We start from the raw sequence: 16,256 nt of genomic DNA on the forward strand, positions 1-16,256 counted from the left end.
ACCCACCCCACCGACAGTGCGCCACGACGAGGTCGGGGCCGGCGGAGTGACGATCAGAACGACGGGACGGCCGCTGCTCCCGGCGCCTGCCCCGTGCCCGAGCCCGGTGCCTGACCCGCCCCCGGGGCCGGCGCCTGGCCCGTGCCCTGCCCGGTCCCGGTGCCCTGCTGCTGACGGCGCTGCTGGGCGGCCAGGCGGCGCTTCCGGGCGGCCTGCCCCTTCGCCCCCGCCTTGGCTCCCGCCGCCGTGGTCGCGTGGGCCGCCGCGGCGGGCGGGGTGGAGGCGTCCGCCACGGCGAGGCCCGCCCCGAAACCGCCCCCGAGCAGCACCAGGCCGGCCAGCGTCGTCGCGGCCCCCACGCGCACCCGCCGCGAGCGCCACCAGCCGTGCCGGGGCGCCCCTGCGGGGGTCGCCGGGGCCATCACCGTGGCGGGCTGCGTCGGCGGGTCCGTCGGGCCGCCGGACGACGGGTCCGGGGCGACACCCGACGTCGTCGGCTCGTCGTCGTACCCACCCCCGTGGGACGCGGCGGCCTCGTCGTCGTACCCGTGCGACCCGTCGTACCCGTGCGACCCGTCGTACCCGTGCGACCCGTCGTACCCGGTCCCGTACCAGGGCCCCTCCTCGGCCCCGTGGTGGTCCTCGGGGTCGTGCGGTCCGGTCACGGTGGTTCTCCTCCTCGGGCGAGCTGATGCCGACCTGAAGACTCCGCCCGCCGCGGGGCGCACGGCCACCGTCCGGCACCACCCTTCAGCGGGTGATCAGGGAACCGGCCCGGACCGCCCTCGCCGTCGTCACCCTCGCCGTCGCGCTCGTCGCGACCGGGTGCAGCGCCGGACCCGCCCAGGACCCGGACCCGCCCGAGCTGGCCGGGCCGGCGGGGGTGGCCCCGGCGTCGCAGGCAGGGCACCCGAACGTCCTCTTCGTCCTCACCGACGATCTGGACACGAGCCTGCTGCGTTACATGCCCCACGTGCAGCAGCTCGCCGCGCGGGGCGCGAGCTTCGCCGCCGACGACGACGCCGACACGCTCTGCTGCCCGTCGCGATCGTCGATCTTCACGGGGGCGTTCCCGCACGACACCGGGGTCTTCACCAACTCGGCGCCCGACGGCGGGTACGACGTCTTCCACTCCCGGGGCGACGAGGCCGACACCGACGCCGTGGCGCTGCAGAAGGCGGGCTACACGACGGCGATGATGGGCAAGTACCTCAACGGCTACCAGCCCACCGACGGGCCGGCACCGGGCTGGAACGAGTGGGACGTCGCCGGGAACGGCTACCCCGAGTTCGACTACGACCTGAACGTCAACGGCACGATCGCCCACCACGGGCACGCGGACTCCGACTACATGCCCGACGTGCTCGGGCAGCGCGGTTCGGACTTCATCACCGCGCAGTCGGCGGCGCACCGGCCGTTCTTCCTCGAGGTCGCGACGTTCGCCCCGCACGCGCCGTACACGCCGGCCCCCCGCCACTCCCAGGACTTCCCCGGCCTGCAGGCGCCCCGCGACCCCTCGTTCAACCAACCTGACGCCCCCACCGCGCCCGCCTGGTTGCGTGACCGCACCCCGTTGCGGCCGAAGCAGGTCACCCGTCTGGACAACGGGTACCGCAAGCGCGCGCAGGCCTCGGCGTCGGTCGACGACATGCTCGCCGGGCTGGAGGCGGCCCTCGACCGCACGGGACAGACGGCGAACACCCAGATCGTCTTCAGCTCCGACAACGGCTACCACATGGGCCAGCACGAGCTCTCCGCCGGAAAGCAGACGACGTTCGCGACGGATCTCGTGGTCCCGCTGATCGTGGCGGGCCCGGGTGTGGTGCACCGGACGATCCCGGAGCGGGTGCAGAACATCGACGTCGCGCCGACGGTCACCGACCTCGCCCACGCGCCACCGCTGCCGATCGCCGACGGGCGCAGCCTCGTCCCGCTGCTCGCCGGAGCCGATCCCCCCGACTGGCGCAACGCCGCCCTCGTCGAGCACCACGGCCCGAACCTCGCTCCCGACGACCCGGACCGCACGCCCGGGAAGTCGGCGGCGAACCCGCCCAGCTACGGGGCGGTCGCGACGGGCAGCGTGACCTACACCGAGTACGCCACCGGCGAGAAGGAGTACCACGACACGGCGACCGACCCGTACCAACGCGACAACACGGTCGCGACGGTGCCGCCGGAGCGGTTGGCGGCCCTGCACGCGACCCTGACGGCGTTGGAGAACTGCCACGGGACGGCCGCCTGCTGGGCGGCCGGGCACGTTCGCTGACGCGTGTGCGTGCGTTTCCGTGCTGGGACACGGAAACGCACGCACATGCGCTAGTGCGCGAAGTGCCGCGTCCCCGTCAGGTACATCGCGACGCCGGCCTTCTCGGCGGCCTCGATCGTCTGGTTGTCGCGCACCGACCCGCCGGGCTGCACGACGGCGGCGATCCCGGCCTCGGCGAGCACCTCGAAGCCGTCCGGGAAGGGGAAGAACGCGTCCGACGCCGCCACCGACCCGCGCACCCGGTCCCCGGCCCGCGCGACCGCCAGCTTGGCCGAGTCGACCCGGTTGACCTGGCCCATCCCGACCCCGACCGTCGCGCCCTCGTGCGCCAGCAGGATCGCGTTCGACTTCACCGCCCGGCACGCCCGCCACGCGAACGCCAGGTCGGCCAGCACCTCGTCGGACACGGCGGTGCCGGTGGCGAGCGTCCACGACGACGGGTCGTCGCCGGGGGCGTCGACGGCGTCGCGCTCCTGGACGAGCACCCCGCCGGAGATCGCCCGCTGCTCGTACGGCGCGGGCGAGAACTGCGCCGTCAGGACCCGGATGTTCTTCTTGCGCGCCAGCACGTCGAGCGCCCCGTCGGCGTAGGACGGCGCCACGAGCACCTCGGTGAAGATCTCGCCGATCTGCTCCGCCGCGGCCACCGTCACCTCGCGGTTCACCGCGATGACGCCGCCGAACGCCGACGTCGGGTCGCAGGCGTGGGCCCGGGCGTGGGTGTCGGCGACGTCGTCCCCGACCGCGATCCCACACGGGTTCGCGTGCTTGATGATCGCGACACAGGCCTGCTCGGAGCCGTGGTCGTGCGCGGCGCGCCAGGCGGCGTCGGCGTCGACGTAGTTGTTGTAGGACATCTCCTTGCCGTGCAGCTGCACCGAGCCGGCGAGCCCGGACGCGTCCCCGGGGGTGCCGTAGAGCGCGGCGGCCTGGTGCGGGTTCTCGCCGTAGCGCAGCGACTGGCGCAGCCGGCCCGTCAACCCGGTCCAGTCGGGGAACTCGCCCTCGGGCGGAGGCGTCAGCACCGTGCCCATCCAGGACGCCACGGCCACGTCGTACGAGGCGGTGTGCCGGAACGCCTCGGCCGCCAGCCCCTGGCGGTCGGTCCGCGTCACGCCGCCGGCCTGGGCCTCGCTGAGCACCCACGCGTAGCGGGTCGGGTCGGTGACGACGGCGACCGACTCGTGGTTCTTCGCCGCCGCCCGGATCATCGCCGGGCCGCCGATGTCGATCTGCTCGACGCAGTCGTCGGGCGAGGCCCCGGACGCCACGGTCTGGGTGAACGGGTAGAGGTTGACCACGAGCAGGTCGAACGCCTCGATCCCGAGCGTGGCGAGCTGCTCGACGTGGGTGGGCAGCCGGGAGTCGGCGAGCAGCCCGGCGTGCACCCGGGGGTGGAGGGTCTTGACGCGGCCGTCGAGGCACTCGGGGAACCCGGTGAGCTCCTCCACGCGGGTGACCGGCACCCCGGCGTCCGCGATCCGTGAGGCGGTCGAGCCGGTGGAGACGACCTCGACGCCCGCGGCGTGCAGGCCGGTCGCGAGGTCGAGCAGGCCGGCCTTGTCGAAGACGCTGACCAGCGCGCGTCGGATCGGGCGGCGACCGTCGGTCCCCTGAGCGGCGGGAGCTGTCTGCGGGGCAGCGGTCACTTCGATCCTCACAGTTCGTCCGGTGATGGTGGCTCCGTGGCGCACCAGGGCGGCCACGGTCTCGACGAGCATGCGGCGCTCCACGACCTTGATCCGTTCGTGCAGCGTCTCCTGGGTGTCGTCGGGCTCGACGACGACGGCCTGCTGGGCCAGGACCGGCCCGGTGTCGACGCCCGCGTCCACGAGGTGGACGGTCGCGCCGGTGACCTTGACCCCGTGGGCGAGCGCATCGGCCACCCCGTGCGCGCCCGGGAACGCGGGCAGCAGCGCGGGGTGGGTGTTGACGGTCCGGCCACCGAACCGGGCGAGGAAGGCCGGCCCGAGGACCTTCATGAAGCCGGCGGAGACGACGAGGTCGGGGTCGTACGCGGCGACGGCGTCCGCGAGCGCGGTGTCCCAGGCGGCGCGGTCGACGGTGCCGTCGGCGCCGCGGTGATCTCCCAGGCGGACGACGACGGGTTCGGCCTTCGCCTCGAGCGCGCGGTCGAGGGCGGCGACGTCCGGGCGGTCGGAGACGACGGCGACGACCTCGACGTCGATCGCCCCGGCCTCGTCGAGCAGGGCCTGCAGCAGGGTGCCGGAGCCGGAGGCGAGGACGACGACGCGCGCCGGTGCGCGGACCTCCAGCCGTGTCCCGGCCGGGGTGCGGTCGTGGTCACCCGGGCCCGCGTGCGTGGTCAGCGCGATCTCCTTGCCGCCGGTGCACAGACCTGGGCTCCCGGCGTCTCGACGATCCTCGCCGATCACACTAGCCCGCCGCCCGTGACCTGGCCGTGTCGGACTCGACACTCCCGTCGGCTGCGGTGATCAGGAGCACGTGGCGCAGGAATTCGCATCGGAATCCTGCGCCGAGTGCTCATGATCATGGAGCGGCCCGGCAAAGCGACCCAGGCGGGGCCTCAGTCGGAGCGTCCGGCCCCGTCACGCTCAGCGGCAGCGCCGTCCTCGTGCTCCGTCGCGTCGTCCTCGTCGTCGGTCCCGTCGGTCACGTCCTCGGCAGCCGCCTCCTCCTCGGCGCCCGCCGTGTCCTCCGCCCCCGCCGGGTCCCCGACGACGGCCGTCGCCTCGGCCGCCGTCGTCGGCTCCTCCGACGACGAGGCGGCACGCTCCCGCCGCGCCGGGGCGCCGGTGGGCGCCGCGAGCAGGGCGACGACGGCGCCGGGCAGCGCGATCCAGCCGAGGACCGCGAGCAGGACCCCACCGGCCGGGACGACGACCGGGTCGAACGGTCCCGAGCCGAGGCGCCCGCCGGCGAGGACGGCCGCGACCGCGAGGACGACACCGGCCGTCAGCGCCGCCATCAGGACCGGGCGCACCCGGACCAGCAGATCCCGACCCGCCCGACCGGAACCGACCGGACCGCGCGACCCCTCGGGCTCTCCCGTCGCCAGCACCCACCCGACCAGCGACCCGACCGCCAGGGGCACCGCGAACACCAGCCCCGCCCACGTCGGGGGCGGCCCGGTCGGCAGGAGGGCGGCGAGCGGGACCGGCGGGAGCAGGCCGGGGGTCGCCGAGGTGGGGGAGGCCGCCATCGCGCCGACCTCGTACCCGGGTCCGAGCAGCCAGGACACCGCGGCGGCGGCGGCGTTCGGCAGGTACGCGGCGTCGAGGAACCAGAGGCCCGCGCCGCTGCCCGCCTGCGGGGCGATCGCGGCGAACGACCGGGCGACGGCGTCCGCCCGAGCGAGCAGCACGACGAGCAGCAGCGCCGCCCCGCCGGCCACCAGTCCTGCAGCGGCGCCCAGCCCTGCGCGCACGCCGCGGAGCACCCATCCGGGCAGCGCACGCACCCCTTCCGGGAGGCCGCACCGCGCCGCGACACCGACCGCTGCGGACACCGCCGCCAGCAGACCCGCGACCAGGCCCGCCGTCCCCGGCGAGGCGTCCGCCGGGATCGTCGCGGTGTCGGGAGTGAGCAGCGCCGCCGCGAGCACCCCGGCCGCGGCGTGCACGGCCGCGGCCGCCGCGACGACCGGGACGCCCTGCGTGGGCCAGCGCTCGGACCGGGAGGTCGGCTCGTCCGCCAGCTCCCCGAGCCGGGTCACGCCGCGTCGGGCGAGCGCTCCCACGAGGAAGGCCACCCCGATCGCCGGAGCCAGCGGCAGCATCCCGAGGGGCGCACCGGAGACCGTCAGCGGAACGAGATGCACCGCCAGCCAGAGCGGCACCCCCGAGCCGAGCGCCTGCCCCAGACCGGGGTCACCACCGGGCGAGGTACCCGACGCCGAGGCGGTGATCAGGGCGGCCAGCACGACGACGGCCGCGTAGGTCACCAGCACCGGCACCACGGCGACCTGGACGAGCACCCCGAGACGGGGCGACAGGCCACCGGGCCGCCCGGGCCGTGACCGCGTCCGCGATCGGGTGGGGGAGGCCTCGGCCGGGGTCGGGCCCGCAGCACCGGATGCCGGGGTCCCGGAGGTCGGGGTTCCTGACGACGGGGCGCCTGAGGTCGGGGCCGCTGCGCTCACGCGGACCCACGATTCCACCCGGTGCCGGGCACACCCGGCTGCCACGCCGGGTCGGCCTCAGCCGACCGCTGCCTCCCAGGCCCGGCCCCGTCCCGCTCTCCTGAGGCCGGCCCCGGTCACCCCTGACGACAGGGCGACCGCCGGCGATCGCCGTGGACTCAGCCGGCCTCGTGGGCGCCGGGGCGGTCGCGGCCGGTGTCGTCGCCCGTCGCCTCGGTGGTGGCGTCCGAGCGGCGGGGCGGGACGCCCCAGTCGGCGCGCGGGATCCCCGACGGCGGGGTGTCCTCCCCCGAGCCGGACCCCGACTCGTCGGCGGTCCCCGGACGGACGGCGTGCTCCCCCGACGGCGGGGTGGGCGCCCCGGTGGCCTGCGGGCGCTCCGCCGCGACGGGATCACCGGCGAGCATGGCGGAGGCGGGCAGGCGGCCCTCCGCCGCCGATGCCCGCGACCCGGACTGCTCCGCGGACGTCGCCGCCGCCGAACCGCCCGCCGGGGTGTCCGTCGTCCGGCCCGCGGGCTCCCGACCGGCGGTCGGGGTCGTGCGGCCGTCGTTGACCGGGGTCACGGACGGCGAGGGAATCCCGCCCGACGTCCCCGGTGCGGGGATCGCACCCGACGACCCCGACGCGGGAGCCGATCCCGAGGCGGTCGGGGCCGGGATGGCACCCGAGGAGCCCGGGTCCGCGACGGCACCCGCCGCTCCGGAGGCGGACGAGCCCGCCGGGGTGGTGGTGGCTGACGAGGCCCCCTGCTCCGTCGTGGACGCGGTCGACCCCGAGGTGCGCACGACCTGGGTCCGCGCGGACGGGTCGTCCGCCGCCGACGTCCCGGACGGGCCCGCCGACGACGGCCACGGACGGCCGGGCGACGACCCCTGCGGACCCACGGCGTGCGTCGGGGCGGAGGCCGGCCCGGTCGGCCCCGACGACTGCCCGACGCGCTGCGTGGGCTGCTCGCTCGGCGCCGGGAACGGCCCGGAGGCGGCCCCGCCGTACGGCGCCCCGGCGAACGGCTGACCGGGCTGCCGCTGCTGCGGGCCGCCCGACGGCGGCGCGCCCCGGCCCGGAGCCGCCGGCGCCGACCGCGGCTGGTCCGCGAACGCGGGCGGGGTGTTCGCCGCCACCGATCCCCCGGCCGACGACGCCCGGCCGACTCCGGAGAGCAGCCCGACGGCGGAGAGCGCCGCGACCACCGCGGCGGCCGCAGCGAGGATCGCGAGCACCACGACGACGATGTCGAAGCCGTCGGTCACCGAGAGCGTCTGCAGGCTGACCAGCGCCGCGGTCACGGCGACGACCGCGCCGGGCAGCACGGTGCGCGGAGCGGCGGGCAGCACCGCGACCCCGACGGTCAGTCCGCCCGCGAGCACGAGCGCGGGCAGCAGACCGGCCGGGTCGAAGCTGGTGAGGAACGTCGCGAGGAAGGACAGGACGCCCAGACCCGCGGCGGCGAGGGCGGCGGTGCGGCCGAGGCCCGTCGGCACCCCGCTCGCGGCGGTCGCGGAGCCACCGGACGCCGACGACGCCGCTGACGACGACCCGGGCGTCGCCGCGGGAGCGGCGGGGACGGTGACCGCGGCGGCGGGATTCACGCCGGGGCTCTGGCGCTCGGCGGGCACGCCGCGCGAGGGGGTGGGCGGAGGCGCGGGACGGCCCCAGGACGGCCCGGCCTGGCCCGGCTGTCCGGCCTGGCCCGGCTGACCACCCTGGCCCGGCTGATGCTGCCCGCCCGACGGCGCGGGCCCGGACCCCGGCCCGCCCGCGCCGGCCCACGACGAGCCGCCGTAGGGGGAGACGCCGCCGAACGGCCTGCTGGGTGGTCCGACCGCTTGTCCGGGCTGCGAGGGCGGGCCCGCCGCGGCGGGTCCGGACGCGGCAGTGGGGTCGGCTTCGTGGGCACCCGGCGCCTGCGGATGGGGCTGGCCACCCCATCCCGGGGACCCCGACGGACCGGAGCTCGTGGGTCCTGCACTCATGGGATGTCCTCCCCGGGGGACGGCTTCGTCGGCGTTCGGACCGGCCGCGTCACGTCCGACGCGGCCGGTCCGGCGGCCCAGCCTGCTACATCCCGCCCCTAGGAGACGAGGGAACGGGCGAGGTCGGCGGTCTCGGTCGGCGTCTTGCCGACCTTCACGCCCGCCGCCTCGAGAGCCTCCTTCTTCGCCTGCGCGGTGCCGGCGGAGCCGGACACGATCGCGCCGGCGTGGCCCATGGTCTTGCCCTCGGGTGCGGTGAACCCGGCGACGTAGCCGACGACAGGCTTCGTCACGTTGGACTTGATGAAGTCCGCCGCGCGCTCCTCGGCGTCGCCACCGATCTCACCGATCATGACGATGGCCTCGGTCTCGGGGTCGGACTCGAAGGCCTCGAGAGCGTCGATGTGGGTCGTCCCGATGATCGGGTCGCCGCCGATGCCGATACCGGTCGAGAAGCCGACGTCCCGCAGTTCGTACATCATCTGGTAGGTCAGCGTGCCGGACTTCGACACCAGACCCATCTTCCCGGGGCCCGAGATGTTCGCCGGGATGATGCCGGCGAGCGAGCGCCCGGGCGAGATGATGCCGGGGCAGTTCGGGCCGATGATCCGGGTGCGGTTGCCGTTGGCGCAGGCGTGCGCCCAGAACCACGCCGAGTCGTGCACCGGGATGCCCTCGGTGATCACGACGGCGAGCCCGATGCCGGCGTCGATGGCCTCGACCGCGGCGTCCTTGGCGAACTTCGGGGGCACGAAGAGCACCGAGACGTCCGCCCCGGTCTCCTTCATGGCCTCCTCGACCCCGCCGAAGATCGGCACCGAAGTGCCGTCGACGTCGACCGAGGTCCCGGCCTTGCGCGCGTTGACGCCGCCGACGAGCTGCGTGCCCGACGCGAGCATCTTGCGGCCGTGCTTCATGCCCTCGGACCCGGTCAGGCCCTGGACGATGACCTTGCTGTTCTCGTTGAGGAAGATCGACATCTCACGCACCAGCCTTCGCGGCGAGCTCGGCGGCCTTGGCGGCCGCGTCGTCCATCGTGCCCACCACCGTGACCAGCGGGTGGTTCGCCTCGGCGAGGATCCGGCGGCCCTCGTCGACGTTGTTGCCGTCCAGGCGGACGACCAGCGGCTTCGTGGCGTCGTCGCCCAGGATCTTCAGGGCCTCGACGATGCCGTTCGCGACCGCGTCGCAGGCGGTGATCCCGCCGAACACGTTGACGAACACGCTGCGGACGTCGGAGTCACCGAGGATGACGTCCAGGCCCGCGGCCATGACCTCGGCCGATGCGCCGCCGCCGATGTCGAGGAAGTTGGCGGGCTTCATGCCGCCGTGCGACTCACCGGCGTAGGCGACGACGTCGAGGGTCGACATGACCAGACCCGCGCCGTTGCCGATGATGCCGACCTGGCCGTCGTCGAGCTTGACGTAGTTCAGGCCCTTGGCCTTGGCCTTCGCCTCGAGCGGGTTCTCGGTGCGCTCGTCGACCAGCGCCGCGTGCGCCTCGTGGCGGAAGTCCGCGTTCTCGTCGAGCGTGACCTTGCCGTCGAGGGCGATGATCTTGTCCTGCGGGTCACGGACCAGCGGGTTGACCTCGACCAGCGTGGCGTCCTCGCCGACGAAGGTGTCCCACAGCTTGACGATGACCTCGGCGGCCTCGTCCGCGACCGCGGCGGGCAGCTTGGCCTTCGTGACGATCTCGTCGGCCTTGGCCTTGTCGACCCCGGCGATCGCGTCGATCGGCACCCGGGCCAGGGCCTCGGGGCGCTCGACGGCGAGCTCCTCGATCTCCATGCCGCCCTCGGCGGACGCCATGGCGAGGAAGGTGCGGTTGGAGCGGTCGAGCAGGAAGGAGAAGTAGTACTCCTCCGCGATGTCGCTGGCCTCGGTCACCAGGACGCGGTGCACGACGTGGCCCTTGATGTCGAGGCCGAGGATCTTCTCGGCCTTCTCCTTGGCCTCGGGCGGGTTCTCGGCGAGCTTGACGCCGCCGGCCTTCCCGCGACCGCCCACCTTCACCTGGGCCTTGACGACGACCGCGCCGCCGATCTCACCCGCGGCGGCCTCGGCGTCCGAGGCCGTGTCGACGGTACGGCCCGGCAGGACCGGCACTCCGTGTGCGGCGAAGAGGTCCTTCGCCTGGTACTCGTACAGGTCCACTCGTGAACTCCTCCATCACTGACCGGCAGCATCCGTCGGTGGACTCCGGCGGCGGTCCCGCCCCGGCGTGGAGCCCCGGGCCGCCGCCTCCAGAGGGCGGCGGACGGCATGGGCCTCGATCGGCGGGACCGAGGGGGACCCTAGCGGCGTGTCGCAGGCCCGGGCGGGGCACCGGGGGCGACCCCCGCCACACCTGGCGTGACGAGGGCGGACATCACCCGTCGGCGCCACGTGAGTGCCCCGGCCGCTGACCGCCCGACGGTTCCCCTCGTGCGGACGGTGGAGCGACGGATGCTGCGGATGGAGCAGGCTCGGGGGACCGGGCGGCCTCGCGGATGCGCATGATCGCCACACCGGCGGCCGCGAGCGTGATGACGAGGCAGGCGACGGCGGCCCACGTCCCGATCCCGACGCTCTCGCCCGCCCGGGGCGGGGTCAGGACCAGTGCGGAGAGCCGGACGACGAGCAGCGCACCCGCCGCACCGAGCAGCGCGAGCGCCCGCGCGGGCCGGGCCCGCGGCGCGAGCAGCGCGGCGATCGCGACGCCGATCACACCGGCGAGCGACCCCCAGGCGGCGGCGCCGGGGTTCTGCCACGCGCCGCCGGCCGCGTTGGCGGCGAGGGCGTCGCGGGCGAGCGGGCCCCCGAAGCCGGGGACGGCGAGCACGGCGGCGATCGCGGCCATCGGCAGCATCGTCGGGTCGGGCTCGACGGTGTCGGTGCCGTCGGCGGGCCGCGCCCCGAGCGGAGCCCACCCGCCGGCGACGTCGCGCCGCTCCGAGAACCCGGCCCCGACGGCGAGCACCGCGGTCAGCGCCGCGAGCACCAGCGCCAGCACGACGGCCCAGCCCCCGGTCCCGACGCCGACCTGGGGCACCGTCGCGCCGGCCGTGCCCAGGCCCGGGTCGAGCGCGGCGGCGGGCGTGCCGCCCCCGTCGACCCCGGCGAGGACGACGTCGAGGGCCGGTCCGGCGGCGAAGGGCACCGTCAGCCAGGCGACCGACAGCGTCGGCCGGGCCCGGACCACCACCCGCGGGGTCCCCACGACGACGAGCAGAGCGGGCACGGCGAGCACCGCGGCCGCGGGCAGCAGCAGGATCCCGGTGCCGGTCACGAACGGGCTCCCCGCGGCGTCCGAGGTGCCGGACAGCGTCGGCAGGAGCGCGCCGAACAGGGCGGCGACCGCAGTGAGCAGCGCCATCACTCCCGCCGCGCGCGAGCGGATCACCGCGGTCCGCGCGGGCAGACCGATGACGAGCAGGCCGCCGACGACGGCGAGGACGGCACCCGGCGAGACCGCCAGCCCGTCCCGCGCGAACGAGGCCGCCAGCACCGGGGCGAAGCCGGCGACCAGGCCGGCGCCGAGCGCGGTGTGGACCGCCCGGCGAACCCGCATCCCCGTCTCGTCCGCAGCCGTCGACGTCCGTTGCGCCGGGACGTCGTCGCCGGTACCGAACGCGCGGACGCCCGGCAGCAGCGCGACGACCACCACGGTCGCGGCGAGCAGGGCGACGCCCACCCCGGCGGGCGCGGGGGTGTCCAGGACGGCGTGCGGCGCGAACCCGGTGCCCGGGCCGGCGACCGAGAAGGGCGACGCGACCAGCCCGCCGGCCGCCACGAGGGCTCCCGTGACCGGCAGCAGCAGCGAGGCGCCGCGCTGGGTGCCGAACACCGAGCGGCCCGTCACCCGGGTCAGCGCGACGAGGCCGACCGTCGCGACGACCGTCGCGGCGACGAGGGCCACGTCCGCGGCCACGAGGGCCACGGCGAGCACCGGGGGCAGCGTCGAGGTGCCGGTGGGCAGGACGTCGGGGCGTGCCGCCGACTCCGGGTCGAGGAGCAGTGTCAGGTCGATGAGCAGCCCGCCCGCGCCGAGCGCCCCGAGCGCCGCCGGGGCGGCCAGCGACGCGGCTCCCGGGGTCCGCCGTGCCCGTCGGGTGGCGAGTCCGGGGGCCACCGCGGCGACCAGCCCGACCAGCGGCGCGAGCACCCCGGCCGCGCGGACCGGCGCACCGAGCGGCCCCGGGGCGATCACGGCGACCGCCACGCGCAGGCCCACCGCGAGGACGACGAGCGCGACGGCGGCCCACCACGCCCGGGCGGAGTGCCCCGGTGCCGGGCCGCCGGGCCCGGGCCTGGTCGGGCCGGTCGGAGCGGGACCGGGGGGCCGCGCCCCGGCGTCGGCCGGAGTAGCCGTCATCGGGGGCAGACTAAAGAGGCGCCCGGAGGGTTCGCGCACACACCCGTACCTGCGGCCATCGCCCCTCCGTCGCTGGGGAGAACACCAGCTTGATCGATCAGTCGACGGGGTCGACGCGACACGCCGGTGAACGTGTCCTAACGTCACTCTCATGGACGTGACCGGGGTCATGTCGCCGACGGAGGCGACGGCCGACGAGCTGGACGTGCCGGCGCCCGCGCCGAGCTCGCTCGGGTCGCTGGCCTCGACCGCGTGGAACGGGATCTCCTACGTCGCCCGCACCATGGGCGTCCCGCGGGGCCTGCGCGGCGTCGCCGTCGAACTCGCCTACACGGCCGTGCACCTGTCGGTCTACCCGTGGGGACTGCTCGACGAGGCGTTGCGTCCCGGCGGCGTCCACGCGCACCACCGAACCGACACCCTGCCCCCCGGCGAGCGCTCCCGGCTGGTGTCCGACCTCGACGGCTCGGCGACGCCGGTGCTGCTGGTGCACGGCATCGTCGACAACCGTTCGATCTTCGTGCACCTCGCCCGCGTGCTGCGCCGGCGCGGCCACGGCACCGTCCAGGGCGTCAACTACAGCCCGATGACGGCGTTCACCGGGGACATCCGCGCCGCGGCACGGGACCTCGGCGAGCACGTCGAGCGGATGTGCGCCGTCGCCGGGGTGGACCGGGTGCACGTCATCGGCCACTCGCTCGGCGGGCTCATCGCCCGGTACTACGTGCAGCGCCTCGGCGGGGACGAGCGCGTCGACACGCTGGTCACGCTCGGCACCCCGCACCAGGGCTCGTACATCGCGCACCTGCTGCCGCCGACCGTCGTGCCCCGTCAGCTCCAGCCCGGCTCGGACCTGCTGACCGAGCTCACCGAGCCGGCGCCCGGGTGCCGGACGCGGTTCCTCGCGGTCTGGAGCCGCATGGACCAGCTGATCATCCCGCAGCGCAACGCCCGCCTCGAGCACCCCGACCTGCAGGTCACGAACGTCCGCCTGGGCCACGTCGGGCACATGGCGATGACGATCGACCCCGAGGTCGTGCACCTGGTGACGTGCGCGCTCAGCGGGACCCGGCCGACCCGCGAGCGCGCCGCCGAGCGGGCCGGGGACGCGGCCGCCGCCGGCTGATCCCGGGCTCGCCCGCGCGGGACGTCCCGCTCGTCGCGCGGTTCCCTCCGTCACCCGCGGCGACGAATACCGCTCGGCGCGTAGGGAGGTGCGCACGGCGTGTGACCCGGTGAAGTCGTGGTCCGGAGTTTGCCGGAACTTGGGATTCCGTGACACGGTCCGGTGGTCCAGCATCACGGTGCGGTCACGAACGGCTCACGGATCGACCCCGACGATCCTTCCCCGGCGCCCCCACGCCACGCCGTCCGCGCCCGGCCCCGACCCTCGCGGAAGGATGGTCTTGGCGCGTCACAGCTCCCCCCGCCAGACTCCGTTCGCTCCCCCGAGTGCTCCCCGCGGATTCGGCGCCCTCGCCGGGTTCGGCACTCCCGCCCTCGCCGGCGTGCCCGGCGCCGGCCCCGGCACGTTCGGCGCCAGGCCGCGGTTCCCCGACGGACCGCGGGTCCCCGACGGACCCCGACGGCCCGTCGCGAACCCCGACGCCGGCCGGACGGCGCACCCCACCGGGGACACCGCGCACTTCGTCGGCGGCTCCGGGCGGGCACCTTCCCTGCCGCCCCGCTCCCCGGCCGACCTGCGACCCGGGGCGCCGACCGCCGGCCCGGCCCGCGACGACGACCCTCGGGGGACCCGCCGCCAGGGCCCCCTGACCGGCCGGCTCGCGGTCGCCGCCGTGGCCGCCGGGGCGCTGGCGACGGCGGGTCACAGCCTCGCCACCGGCCTCGACGCGCCGACCGGCGAGACGCGCGCCGACCTCGCCCTGTCCGCGGCGAACGCTGCCGCCGGCCCGAGCAACCCGACGAGCCCGCAGGGCGCCACCCCCGCCGCCGGAACCGATGCGCTCGACGCCGCCACGACCGGCGTCATGGCCGTGGCGCCCGCCGCCGACCAGGCATCCGCCCCGCACGCCGCGTCCCTCGCCAAGGCCCACAAGATCGCCGACGACGCCGCCGCGCGTGAGGCCGCCGCTCGGGCCCCGAAGTTCGTCAAGCCCGCGGAGGGCCGCTTCACCTCGGGCTTCGGCGCCCGCTGGGGCACCTCGCACAAGGGCGTCGACATCGCGAACGCGATCGGCACCCCGATCGTGGCCGCCGCGGGCGGCACCGTCGTCGACTCCGGCCCGGCCAGCGGGTTCGGGATGTGGGTCCGGGTGCAGCTCGACGACGGCACGATCAACGTCTACGGCCACGTGAACCGGTCCTACGTGAAGAAGGGCCAGACGGTGAAGGCGGGCCAGGAGATCGCCGAGATCGGCAACCGCGGCCAGTCCACCGGCCCCCACCTGCACTTCGAGGTGTGGACCCCGAGCGGCACCAAGATCAACCCGCTGCCGTGGCTGGCGGAGCGGGGCATCTCGCTGGGCGCCGCGCAGGACTGAGACCGACGCGCGTCACGGTTACGCGGGCCGTGGAGGCGGGCACGCTGGACCTATGAAGTACACGCGATTGGGCCGCACCGAGCTCGAGGTCTCCCGGATCGCGTTCGGGACCTGGCAGGTCTCGGGCGAGTGGGGCTCCTACGACGTCGACGCCGCGCAGGGCGCGATCCGCCACGCCCGCGAGCTCGGCGTCAACTTCTTCGACACCGCCCAGGCCTACGGCTTCGGCGAGTCCGAGGAGGTCCTCGCGAACGCCCTGCGCCACGAGCTCGACCACGACCGCGACTCCGTGGTGATCGCCACGAAGGGCGGCATCAACCCGGGCACCGACCGGCCCCGTGACTCGAGCCGCGAGTACCTGCGCTCCGGGGTCGAGGCGAGCCTGCGGGCGATGAAGATCGACCACATCGACCTGTACCAGGTCCACTGGCCGGACGAGCAGACCCCGTTCGCCGACACCGCCGGCTACCTGCAGGAGCTCGTCGACGAGGGCAAGATCCGCCACGTCGGCGTCTCCAACTTCGACGAGAAGCAGATGGCCGCGTTCGACCTGCGCCGTCCCGTCGAGACCCTCCAGCCCCCGTACCACCTGTTCCGCCGGGGTATCGAGTCCGACGTGCTGCCCTACGTGCGCGAGAACGACATCGGCACGCTGGTCTACAGCCCGCTCGGCTCCGGGCTGCTGACCGGGACGATGGACGAGAGCACGACGTTCGAGGACTCCGACTGGCGCGCCCAGGCCACCGCCTTCCGCGGTGAGACGTTCCGGACGAACCTCGCCGTCGTCGAGCGCCTGCGCTCGTTCGCCGCGGACAAGGGCATCGAGGTCTCGCAGCTCGCGATCGCCTGGGTGCTCGCCCAGGACGGCATCGACACCGCGATCGTCGGCGCCCGCTCGCAGCGCAACATCGAGCGCTCGCTCGCCGCGGTCGACGTCGAGCTCGGCCGTGACGACCTCGCCGAGATCGAGAAGATCACCGCCGACGGGGTCGAGGTCAGCGGGGCCGCCCCCGAGGGCGTCAGCTGACTC

Annotated in this window: 11 protein-coding genes and 1 pseudogene; 4 read left to right on the top strand and 8 right to left on the bottom strand. The window is 75.7% G+C overall.

From position 1 onward, the window contains the following. Window positions 1-53: 53 nt before the first annotated feature. Window positions 54-665 (bottom strand): hypothetical protein, encoded by a 612-nt coding sequence (locus tag LQ327_RS33625; RefSeq protein ID WP_269069126.1) that lies wholly within the window; start codon window positions 663-665, stop codon window positions 54-56. A gap of 92 nt (window positions 666-757) precedes the next feature. Here LQ327_RS33625 and LQ327_RS03490 point away from each other — a divergent pair, with 92 nt between their 5' ends. Next, window positions 758-2,266, top strand: coding sequence for a sulfatase family protein (locus LQ327_RS03490; RefSeq protein ID WP_230730135.1), 1,509 nt, complete (start codon window positions 758-760; stop codon window positions 2,264-2,266). A gap of 50 nt (window positions 2,267-2,316) precedes the next feature. On the opposite strand, the gene purH is transcribed toward LQ327_RS03490, so the two are convergent. The 7 genes and pseudogenes from purH to LQ327_RS03525 all read right to left on the bottom strand — a co-directional run bounded on the left by purH (window position 2,317) and on the right by LQ327_RS03525 (window position 12,722). Continuing rightward, the gene (purH, locus tag LQ327_RS03495; protein ID WP_230732956.1) at window positions 2,317-3,915 is read right to left on the bottom strand and encodes a bifunctional phosphoribosylaminoimidazolecarboxamide formyltransferase/IMP cyclohydrolase; all 1,599 of its coding nucleotides are present in this window, start codon (window positions 3,913-3,915) and stop codon (window positions 2,317-2,319) included. A gap of 6 nt (window positions 3,916-3,921) precedes the next feature. Further along, window positions 3,922-4,542 (bottom strand): annotated as a pseudogene (gene purN, locus LQ327_RS03500) (phosphoribosylglycinamide formyltransferase); the annotation flags it as partial. A 272-nt stretch (window positions 4,543-4,814) separates the two neighbouring features. Next, window positions 4,815-6,224 carry a cell division protein PerM gene (locus LQ327_RS03505; RefSeq protein ID WP_308286239.1) on the bottom strand — a complete coding sequence of 470 codons (1,410 nt, stop codon included), beginning with the start codon at window positions 6,222-6,224 and terminating at the stop codon, window positions 4,815-4,817. A gap of 323 nt (window positions 6,225-6,547) precedes the next feature. After that, a complete protein-coding gene (locus LQ327_RS03510) occupies window positions 6,548-8,365 on the bottom strand; it encodes a DUF5336 domain-containing protein (protein ID WP_230730137.1) in 1,818 nt (605 codons plus the stop codon). A gap of 98 nt (window positions 8,366-8,463) precedes the next feature. After that, complete coding sequence (sucD, locus tag LQ327_RS03515; protein ID WP_230730138.1) at window positions 8,464-9,345, bottom strand: succinate--CoA ligase subunit alpha; 882 nt, start codon at window positions 9,343-9,345, stop codon at window positions 8,464-8,466. Window position 9,346: 1 nt separating this feature from the next. Further along, complete coding sequence (sucC, locus tag LQ327_RS03520; RefSeq protein WP_230730140.1) at window positions 9,347-10,522, bottom strand: ADP-forming succinate--CoA ligase subunit beta; 1,176 nt, start codon at window positions 10,520-10,522, stop codon at window positions 9,347-9,349. A 214-nt stretch (window positions 10,523-10,736) separates the two neighbouring features. Further along, on the bottom strand, window positions 10,737-12,722 hold the full coding sequence (locus tag LQ327_RS03525; protein ID WP_230730142.1) for a hypothetical protein: 1,986 nt from the start codon (window positions 12,720-12,722) through the stop codon (window positions 10,737-10,739). Between the two features lie 151 nt (window positions 12,723-12,873). Between LQ327_RS03525 and LQ327_RS03530 the strand changes: the two genes are divergently transcribed. The 3 genes from LQ327_RS03530 to LQ327_RS03540 all read left to right on the top strand — a co-directional run bounded on the left by LQ327_RS03530 (window position 12,874) and on the right by LQ327_RS03540 (window position 16,253). Beyond that, window positions 12,874-13,848, top strand: a complete 975-nt coding sequence (locus LQ327_RS03530) for an esterase/lipase family protein (protein ID WP_230730143.1) — start codon at window positions 12,874-12,876, stop codon at window positions 13,846-13,848. 382 nt (window positions 13,849-14,230) lie between these two features. Further along, entirely contained in the window at window positions 14,231-15,226 is a 996-nt protein-coding gene (locus LQ327_RS03535) for a peptidoglycan DD-metalloendopeptidase family protein (RefSeq protein ID WP_308286240.1), read from the top strand. A gap of 52 nt (window positions 15,227-15,278) precedes the next feature. After that, window positions 15,279-16,253, top strand: a complete 975-nt coding sequence (locus tag LQ327_RS03540) for an aldo/keto reductase (RefSeq protein ID WP_230730145.1) — start codon at window positions 15,279-15,281, stop codon at window positions 16,251-16,253. The last annotated feature ends 3 nt before the right edge of the window (window positions 16,254-16,256 follow it).

Origin of the sequence: Actinomycetospora endophytica, from assembly GCF_021026375.1 — a bacterium.
In the GTDB taxonomy this organism is placed as follows: domain Bacteria; phylum Actinomycetota; class Actinomycetes; order Mycobacteriales; family Pseudonocardiaceae; genus Actinomycetospora; species Actinomycetospora endophytica.

What these genes read in the sequence shown, in the direction of transcription:
- LQ327_RS03525 (WP_230730142.1), bottom strand. Translation starts at nt 12,722, where the DNA reads ATGACGGCTACTCCGGCCGACGCCGGGGCGCGGCCCCCCGGTCCCGCT.
- sucD (WP_230730138.1), bottom strand. Translation starts at nt 9,345, where the DNA reads ATGTCGATCTTCCTCAACGAGAACAGCAAGGTCATCGTCCAGGGCCTG.
- LQ327_RS03530 (WP_230730143.1), top strand. Translation starts at nt 12,874, where the DNA reads ATGGACGTGACCGGGGTCATGTCGCCGACGGAGGCGACGGCCGACGAG.
- LQ327_RS03510 (WP_230730137.1), bottom strand. Translation starts at nt 8,365, where the DNA reads ATGAGTGCAGGACCCACGAGCTCCGGTCCGTCGGGGTCCCCGGGATGG.
- LQ327_RS03540 (WP_230730145.1), top strand. Translation starts at nt 15,279, where the DNA reads ATGAAGTACACGCGATTGGGCCGCACCGAGCTCGAGGTCTCCCGGATC.